Source organism: Bilophila wadsworthia ATCC 49260, from assembly GCF_000701705.1.
Classification (GTDB): domain Bacteria; phylum Desulfobacterota; class Desulfovibrionia; order Desulfovibrionales; family Desulfovibrionaceae; genus Bilophila; species Bilophila wadsworthia.
In genome coordinates, this window is the sequence record NZ_JNJP01000125.1 from 1 (window position 1) to 7544 (window position 7544).

General features: G+C 63.0%; 6 protein-coding genes. 1 reads left to right on the forward strand and 5 read right to left on the reverse strand.

What is annotated here, in order from left to right:
- The first annotated feature begins 243 nt into the window (after positions 1 to 243).
- The gene (tilS, locus tag T370_RS0120395; protein ID WP_248604298.1) at positions 244 to 1299 is read left to right on the forward strand and encodes a tRNA lysidine(34) synthetase TilS; all 1056 of its coding nucleotides are present in this window, start codon (positions 244 to 246) and stop codon (positions 1297 to 1299) included.
- A gap of 36 nt (positions 1300 to 1335) precedes the next feature.
- Here the strand turns inward: tilS and dxs are convergent, their stop codons facing one another.
- The 5 genes from dxs to xseA form a co-directional block, all read right to left on the reverse strand.
- The gene (dxs, locus tag T370_RS0120400; RefSeq protein ID WP_005025425.1) at positions 1336 to 3264 is read right to left on the reverse strand and encodes a 1-deoxy-D-xylulose-5-phosphate synthase; all 1929 of its coding nucleotides are present in this window, start codon (positions 3262 to 3264) and stop codon (positions 1336 to 1338) included.
- Between the two features lie 181 nt (positions 3265 to 3445).
- Positions 3446 to 4354, reverse strand: a complete 909-nt coding sequence (locus T370_RS0120405; protein ID WP_009733578.1) for a polyprenyl synthetase family protein — start codon at positions 4352 to 4354, stop codon at positions 3446 to 3448.
- Positions 4355 to 4700: 346 nt separating this feature from the next.
- Positions 4701 to 4940 (reverse strand): exodeoxyribonuclease VII small subunit, encoded by a 240-nt coding sequence (locus T370_RS0120410; protein ID WP_009733579.1) that lies wholly within the window; start codon positions 4938 to 4940, stop codon positions 4701 to 4703.
- Between the two features lie 8 nt (positions 4941 to 4948).
- The gene (locus tag T370_RS0120415) at positions 4949 to 5806 is read right to left on the reverse strand and encodes a M23 family metallopeptidase (RefSeq protein WP_029436832.1); all 858 of its coding nucleotides are present in this window, start codon (positions 5804 to 5806) and stop codon (positions 4949 to 4951) included.
- Positions 5793 to 7265, reverse strand: a complete 1473-nt coding sequence (xseA, locus tag T370_RS0120420) for an exodeoxyribonuclease VII large subunit (protein ID WP_029436833.1) — start codon at positions 7263 to 7265, stop codon at positions 5793 to 5795. The genes T370_RS0120415 and xseA overlap by 14 nt, the downstream gene beginning before the upstream one ends.
- Positions 7266 to 7544: the final 279 nt, after the last annotated feature.

A 7544-nucleotide genomic window follows, 5' to 3' on the forward strand; every position in this document is an offset into this window, starting at 1 on the left:
CCTTCCCCCACGCCCCCATCCCCTCCCGCAAAGACTTTTACGCGTATCGAATCCCTGTTCGAAAAGACGGGAAAGTTTGATGGCTGGTTGTTTGAAGAGGAGCCATGTGGAAACAACGGCTGGAGTGGTCGTTGATGCGCGCTGCGGTTCCTCCGGAGGAACCGCAGGCAGGGGACGCTCCGAGCAAAAGCCGGTTCATAAGTGACAGTTGTATGGGATGAAGCCGTTTTGATGGAATGTTACGTGGCAGGCAAAATGACGATGACAGAGAGGAAAGACGCTCTTCCGTGCCGGATGCAGGATTTACCGCCCGCCGGGGCTCGGTTGTGCATGGCGGTCGGGCGTTTTCTGAAAGAGACGTGCGGCGTATCTCCGCACCATGTCATCGTGGCCTTTTCGGGCGGCGCGGATTCCACGGCGCTGGCCGTGATCCTGCGTTGCCTCGGCGTATCCCTCGTGTTGGCGCACCTCGATCATCGGCTTCGCCCGGAAAGCGGGGAGGAGGCGGAGTCCGCGCGGCGCTTCGCGGAACGGCTCGGCGTGCCCTGCATGGTGCGGCGCGTGGATGTGGAGGCGCTGGCGCGTTCGGAAGGGATCGGCCTTGAAGACGCGGGACGGCGTGCCCGGTACGCGTTTTTTGATTCGGCGCTCTTGTCTGAACGCGCGGAGTGGGTTGTTACCGGCCATCATCTTGATGATTTGAGTGAGGATGTGCTGATGCGGCTTGTGCGCGGTTCCGGCTGGCCCGGACTTGGCGGCATGAAGGCCGTGGATCCGGCCCGGCGTCTCCTACGCCCTTTGCTTGGGACGCCACGGGCGGAACTGGAGGCTTTTCTCCGCTCTCTCGGCGTGGACTGGATCGAAGACGCCTCGAACCGGAGCGATGCCTTCCGGCGCAACCGTATGCGCAATCATGTCATTCCGCTGTTGAAGGCTGAAAACCCTTCTTTTTCCCGCTCCACGCGCACGCTTTGGGAGCTTGCCCGTGAGGACGAACACTATTGGAACGAGGTGCTTGCCCCAGTGTTCGCGCAGCTCCGGGAGGAAAACGGCAGCCTCCTGTTGCCGCGTGCTGCCTTTGTCTCGTTGCCGCGTGCGGCGCGCCTGCGCGTATATGCCGGTTTGTTCCACCGCTTCGGGCGCGGACAGGCGCAGTCCGAAACGCTGTTCCGCTTGGATGAAGCCGCCGTCTCCTCCCGCAGCCGGAAGGTTTTTCAATTCCCCGGCGGCGTATGCATAACGACGGATGGTGACGGAGTGTTGATGAAGACCGGGGGAGGGGGGAAGAACCCCTTCTGAAGAACGGAGCCTTCTCCCCTCTCCACTCCAATATATCTATTTTTCTTCCATCAACGCCTTCAATGTCAAATAGACGCCCTCGTCATCAAGGCCAAGGCGGTGGCGGAGCTGGGCTTGCGTGCCGTGCTCCACAAAAGCGTCGGGCAGGCCGATGCGCTTGATGCGTTGCCCGCGCAGGGTTCCGTTGTCGACGAGGAGTTCCAGCACGGCGGAAGAAAAACCTCCGGCAAGGGCGTTTTCCTCGGCGAACAGTATGCGGTCGAAACGGGCTACCAGATCGAGAAGCTGCTTTTCAGGCAGAGGCTTGATCCAGCGGGCGTCGAATACGGCCACGCTGCGGCCCGTTTCGGTGAAAAGCCTTTCGGCGGCGTTCTGTGCCGCGACCACCATGCTTCCTACCGCAATAACCACGGCGTCCGTACCTTCGCGGAGCAGTTCGCCTTCGCCGAGGGGAAGGGGCGGCAGGGAAATCAGCGGTTCGGCGTTGGGCAGGGGGCGGCCGGGAGCTGAGCCGCGGGGATAGCGGATAACCAGCGGCTGACCGAGGTTCAGGGACGTGATCAACGCGGCCTGCAGTTCGGGTTCGTCGCGGGGAGCGAGTATCTTGATGTTCGGAATGTGGCGGAGGAACGAAAGATCGAACGCCCCGTGATGCGTGGGGCCGTCTTCGCCCACCAGCCCCGCCCGGTCAAGGCAAAGCGTCACGGGCAGCTTCTGAATGCACACATCGTGTATGATCTGGTCATAGGCACGCTGGGAGAAGGTGGAGTAGATCGCCACAAAGGGACGGTAGCCTTGCGAGGCGAGGCCTGCCGCGAAGGTGACGGCGTGCTGTTCGCAGATGCCCACGTCCGTGAAGCGGGTGGGAAAACGTGATTTGAAATGTCCCGTTCCCGTGCCGCTGGACATGGCGGCGGTCACGGCCACGATGCGGTCGTCCTCTTTGGCGAGCCGGCAAAGCGTTTCGCCGAAAATGTCTGTATAGGTCGGCGGAGCTCCGGCGGGTTTGGGCTGCGTCTGGCCTGTGGCGACGTCGAACTTGCCCAGCCCGTGGAATTTGGAAGGCTGAGCCTCGGCGGGCGGGTACCCCTTCCCCTTGCGGGTGAGCACGTGCAGCAGGACCGGCTGATCGTCGATGGAGGCCGCCATTCTCAGATGGCGTTCCACTTCCTCGATATTGTGCCCGTTCACCGGACCGATGTAGTTGAAGCGCAGGGCCTCGAAAAGCATACCCGGCGTGAATACGGTCTTGAGGCTGCGGTGCGTGCGATGGGCGTATTCCGCCATTTCATCGCCAATGCCGGGGATGGACTTGAGCCAGTCCTTGACTTCCCGGCGTACCCTGCGCGCCCAGCCGCGTTCCATGTTGCGGCTGAGGAAGAGGGACAACGCACCGACATTGTGGGAGATCGACATCTCGTTGTCGTTCAGGACCACGATGAGGCGCCGGCCCATGTCGCCCGCCTGGTTCAGCCCTTCAAAGGCCAGCCCTCCGGTGAGGGAGCCGTCTCCGATGACCGCGAGCACATGGTTTTTCTTTCCCGCCAGATCCCGAGCCATCGCCATGCCGAGAGCCGCGGAAACGGATGTCGAGGAGTGTCCGACGCCGAAATGATCAAACGGGCTTTCTTCGATTTTCGGAAAACCGCTGATACCTCCAAGCTGGCGCAAGGTATGGAAGTTTTCCGACCTTCCGGTCAGCAGCTTCCATGCGTAGCTCTGGTGCCCCACATCCCAGACGAGCTTGTCTTCCTCAGGGTCGAATACGGAAAGGAGCGCGAGCGTCAGCTCGACGACGCCGAGCGAGGGGGCCAGATGCCCTCCGTTGGCGGCAACCGTGCGGATAATGGTCTGGCGCAGTTCCGTCGCCAGGATCTGCTTGTCGGCGAGGGACAGGTCCGCCACCATGGAAGGGTGCGTGATGCGGGCGAGAAGGGGAGGAAGGGTACTATCCGTTTCGTTCATGAAGAGTGCGTTCCTGTGGTCTGGGCAGGTTGCCGGGGCTTGGGCGCGGGGCGCCTGCTTTGTGGTATGCGGAACTCCCTGTATAGCTCCGCCTTATCGAATTGGCAAACGGACCTTGCGGAGAGCGGTGCTCCCCGATGCGGGATCGGGGATGCTTCGCTCCATCGGTTTTTCAGTGGCTTTATTTGTTGCGCGTCACCAACATGAGCGCGAGCCCCTTGAGGAATGCGGCGTCCTGTCCGGAGAAGGCGCTCAGGCTGTCGACGGCTTTCTCGGCGAACTCCTGCGCCAATTCGCGGCTGCGGTCGAGCCCCATGAGTGAAGGATATGTGGTCTTGCCCATTTCGGCATCGCTTCCGGCGGGCTTTCCGAGCGTGGCGGTATCGGCGGTCTCATCAAGGATGTCGTCGACGATCTGGAAGGTGACGCCGAGCGCTTCGCCGTAGGCGCGCAGGCTGGCAATATCGGGTTCCGAGGCTCCGGCGAGGAGGCCGCCGCTGACGCAGGCCACGCGGAACATGGCTCCGGTCTTGAGGGCATGGAGCGTTTGCAGGGTTTCCAGGGGTACGTCCGTTTTCCCGGTGCAGTCCATATCGAGGATCTGTCCGCCGACCATGCCCGCGGAACCGGCGGCGGAGGAGACGGACGCCAGAGCCTCGAGCACCCGCCCGGCGGGAAGATCCTTTACGGTGGAGGCCATAAACCCGAAGGCGTCGGTCAGCAGGGCGTCGCCCGCAAGGATGGCGGTGGCTTCATCGAAGGCCTTGTGGCAGGAGGGGCGGCCACGGCGCAGATCGTCATCATCCATCGCGGGCAGATCGTCGTGGATGAGGGAGTACGTGTGGATCATTTCCAGCGAGGCGGCGAAGGGCATCACCGCTTCGGCGCTCAGGCCGAACAGGGCGGCGGTGGACAGGCACAGCACCGGACGGAGGCGCTTGCCGCCCGCGAGGAGGCTGTAATACATGGCTTCCTTGAGTCGTCCCTGCATGGGAATGGCGTCGAGGCAGTGCTGAAGATATGCCTCCACCTGCGCGCCGCGTTCGGCGAGGATCGTCTTGACCTGCTGGGAATCGTAAGGGGTGCTCATGAATGGGTCCTTTATGTGGTTTCTCGGGCGGGAAATCATCCTGACGGCATGAAAGCGTCCGCATCGCTTCCAGTGTCTTCCGTTCTCTGGTTCCAAGGGGTTTGTGAGCAGCGGGGACAGGGATCGGGCACGCGGGAAGAGGAAAAAGAAGAACACAGCAAAGGCCTTTTGTCAGTACCTTCCGGTTTGTCCCCGCTCGCCGGAGCCTTATATCTTTTTCGCCAATCCTCATGGTTGTCCGGTTTGCGCCCGGCGGCATTTCTGCTGCGCGGACTCCCCATCGGCCGGAGTTTTGCGGGGGGAGGCGGGAGGGAGCTTTTTTTACAAAAAGTTCCCTCCTCCGGTCCTATTCCCCTTCCTCGTCAAGCTTCTTTTCGTCAAAAGGCTCCAGACCTTCCTCGGTGAGAAGGCGGACTTCGTTGCGGGCTTTTTCCAACTGCTCGCGGCAGGAGCGGGAGAGCGTCAGCCCTTCCTTGTACAAGCGAACGCTGTCCTCAAGCGGAAGTTCGCCGTTTTCCAGCGAGGCGACGACTTCTTGAAGTCGGCGCAGCCGATCCTCGAAGGACGGGGTTTTCTTGGCGGCCATGCGGGCTCCTATTGTTTGGGGACAAGGGAAAGGGGATCGACGGCGACGCCGAGGATATTGACCCCAAGATGCAGGTGCGGGCCGGTCACGCGCCCGGTCGCACCCACGAGGCCGATTTGCTGTCCGGCCTTGACCATCTCACCCGGTTTCACATCGAGGCGGGACATGTGCGCATAGGAGCTGACGACGCCTTGCCCGTGATCGAGGTAGACGGTATTCCCCGCAAAATACATGTTCTGAGCGATGGTCACCTTGCCGTCGGCCACAGCCTTGATCGGCGTGCCTTCCGCACCGCGCAGATCGACGCCGCGATGGTAGGAGCGGAGTTCGCCGTTGAACATCCGCCTGCCGCCGAAGGCGCTGGTCACCACACCGGGAACGGGGCGCTGGAATTCGCCGCGCCAGTAGCGTTCCGGCGTCACGCGGTTGATGGCCTCGCTGGATTTTTTGCGTTCGGCGTCGATGCGCTTCATGGCTTCCTTGGGTGGGTTCACGAAGGTTTTCTTGACCGAAATCTGCTGCTCGGGCCATTTCACCTTGAGGACTTTCACGGTGGCCTTTCCGGTCAGCGTCCCGGCGGTGGCCTGTACGATCAGATCCTTGTCGGCGTTGACGGGCACGGGAAGCAGGGCTTCGGCGATGCGGTGCCCGCCGTCCGCCACCGTGGGCGCGGCAATGTTTTTGCCCAGCCACGTGAAGGTGAGCTGGGGCAGCTGCTCGTCAATGACGACGCGGACTTTGACGGCGGAACCCTGTTTGGCTTCCTCCGGGGCATGGATGGTCAGCGATGCGGCCAGCGCGCCGCCGCACAGAAGCAACGTCAGGCACACGGCCAGCAACGCGATCCGGCAGTTACGGGATATCATGGGACTCTCCAGTTGCGCGGACGGCGGTTACGCGGGTATCCGCTTCGCCGTCGCGGATTTTGACGGTCAGGGATGCGCCGGGCTGCACATCCAGAATGCTGCGGACGAAATGGCCGTCCGCCGTAAAAGCATAGGCATAGCCCCGCTCCAGCGGCCCTTCGGGGTCGAGTCCGCGAAGCCGCAGATCGTGGCGTTCCAGCTGGCGCTCCAGCCCTTCGAACTGCCGGGCAAAGCGTTCTTCCAGCCGGGAAGAGGCCGTGTCCAGCCGTCCCCCGATCTGCTCAAGCCGCAGGGCTTGCGCCTGCCGCAGGCGGCGGGTCAGGGCCGCCGTTTGCTCCAGCCGCGTATCCAGCACACGGGATTCCGCGTAGCGGGACATTCCGGCTTCCAGAAAACGCAGCCGTGCATCAGTCCGTTCCAGCTTCTGTTCCAGCGCGAAATCCAACCGGCGGGCAAGGGTGCCGAACCGCTCCTCAAGCCGGGCAAGGCCGCGTTCCGGCGAAAGCCACGCCAGAGCCCTGCCAAGCGTGTCCAACCGCTGATCGGCTTGGGAAAGGCGCCGCTCGGCGGCTTCCAGCAGGTTCGCTTCCAGATCGTCCACGAGCTGCGCATACCACTGGCGTTCCGGCCAGAGAAGCTGCGCGGCGTGGCTTGGCGTCGCGGCACGCAGGTCCGCGACCATATCGGCGATGGAGGTGTCGACTTCGTGGCCGATGCCCGCCACTATCGGGATGCGTGAGCGGTACACGGCACCTGCCACGCGTTCGTCGTTGAAGGCCCACAGGTCCTGAAGCGAGCCCCCGCCCCGGATGAGCACAAGCACGTCGGCCCAACCGCGCCGGTTTTCGTCGTCCAGCGCCTCCGCGATGCGGGGTGGGGCGTCGTCGCCCTGCACGGGGACGGGGTGGATGCGGATTTCGCAGCCGGTACCGCGCTCTCCGGACAGCCGCAGGAAATCCCGGATGGCGGCTCCGGAGGGGGCTGTGATCACGGCGACGCGGTGCGGGTGTTCGGGGATGGGGCGTTTGCGTTCGAGGCTGAAATAGCCTTTCTCCGCCAGCTTGCGCTTGAGGGCTTCCAGCGCCAGATGGAGCTGCCCTTCGCCGCTGTCCTGCGCGAGTTCGACCACAAGCTGATAGCCGCCGCGCGGAGCGTATACGGTAAGGCGTCCCGCGCAGATGACCTGCTGGCCGTTTCTCAGCGTCCCGGCGAGGCTCATCCGCGGGCCGTCCTCGAACACTTCTCCGGTCAGGGGATCGAACGTTTCGCGCTCTTTCTGGCTGCCTTTGAACCAGACGGCCTGGAGCAGGGCGTTTTCATCCTTCAGGGAAAAATAGATGTGCCCGGACGAGGGCCGGGATACGTTCGTGACCTCGCCGCGCACCCAGACGTAGGGAAAGCCGCTTTCCACGGCATCCTTGATTTGTGCGGTCAGTTGGCGGACGGTGAGGATGGACATGAGGGGATGGGGCCTCCGGCGGACAGGGCTCCGCCCTGTACCCGCAAGGGGCGAGCCGCCCCTTGACCCGGCACGTTGTGAGCCGGGGCGGGTGATGGGTGTTTCTTTCGCCCGGAATCGGGCTTTATGTGGCATGGCGATGAAACGGCAAGGCCGCTTCATCGCCATAACAAAATGTGTTTGAGGAAACTCCCTTCGTGCTTCCTCCCCACCAGTCGAAAGTCTTGGGAGGGAGAGAGGAGGGGGCTTGGGGGAGGGGAGAGGGAACCTTTCTCCAGA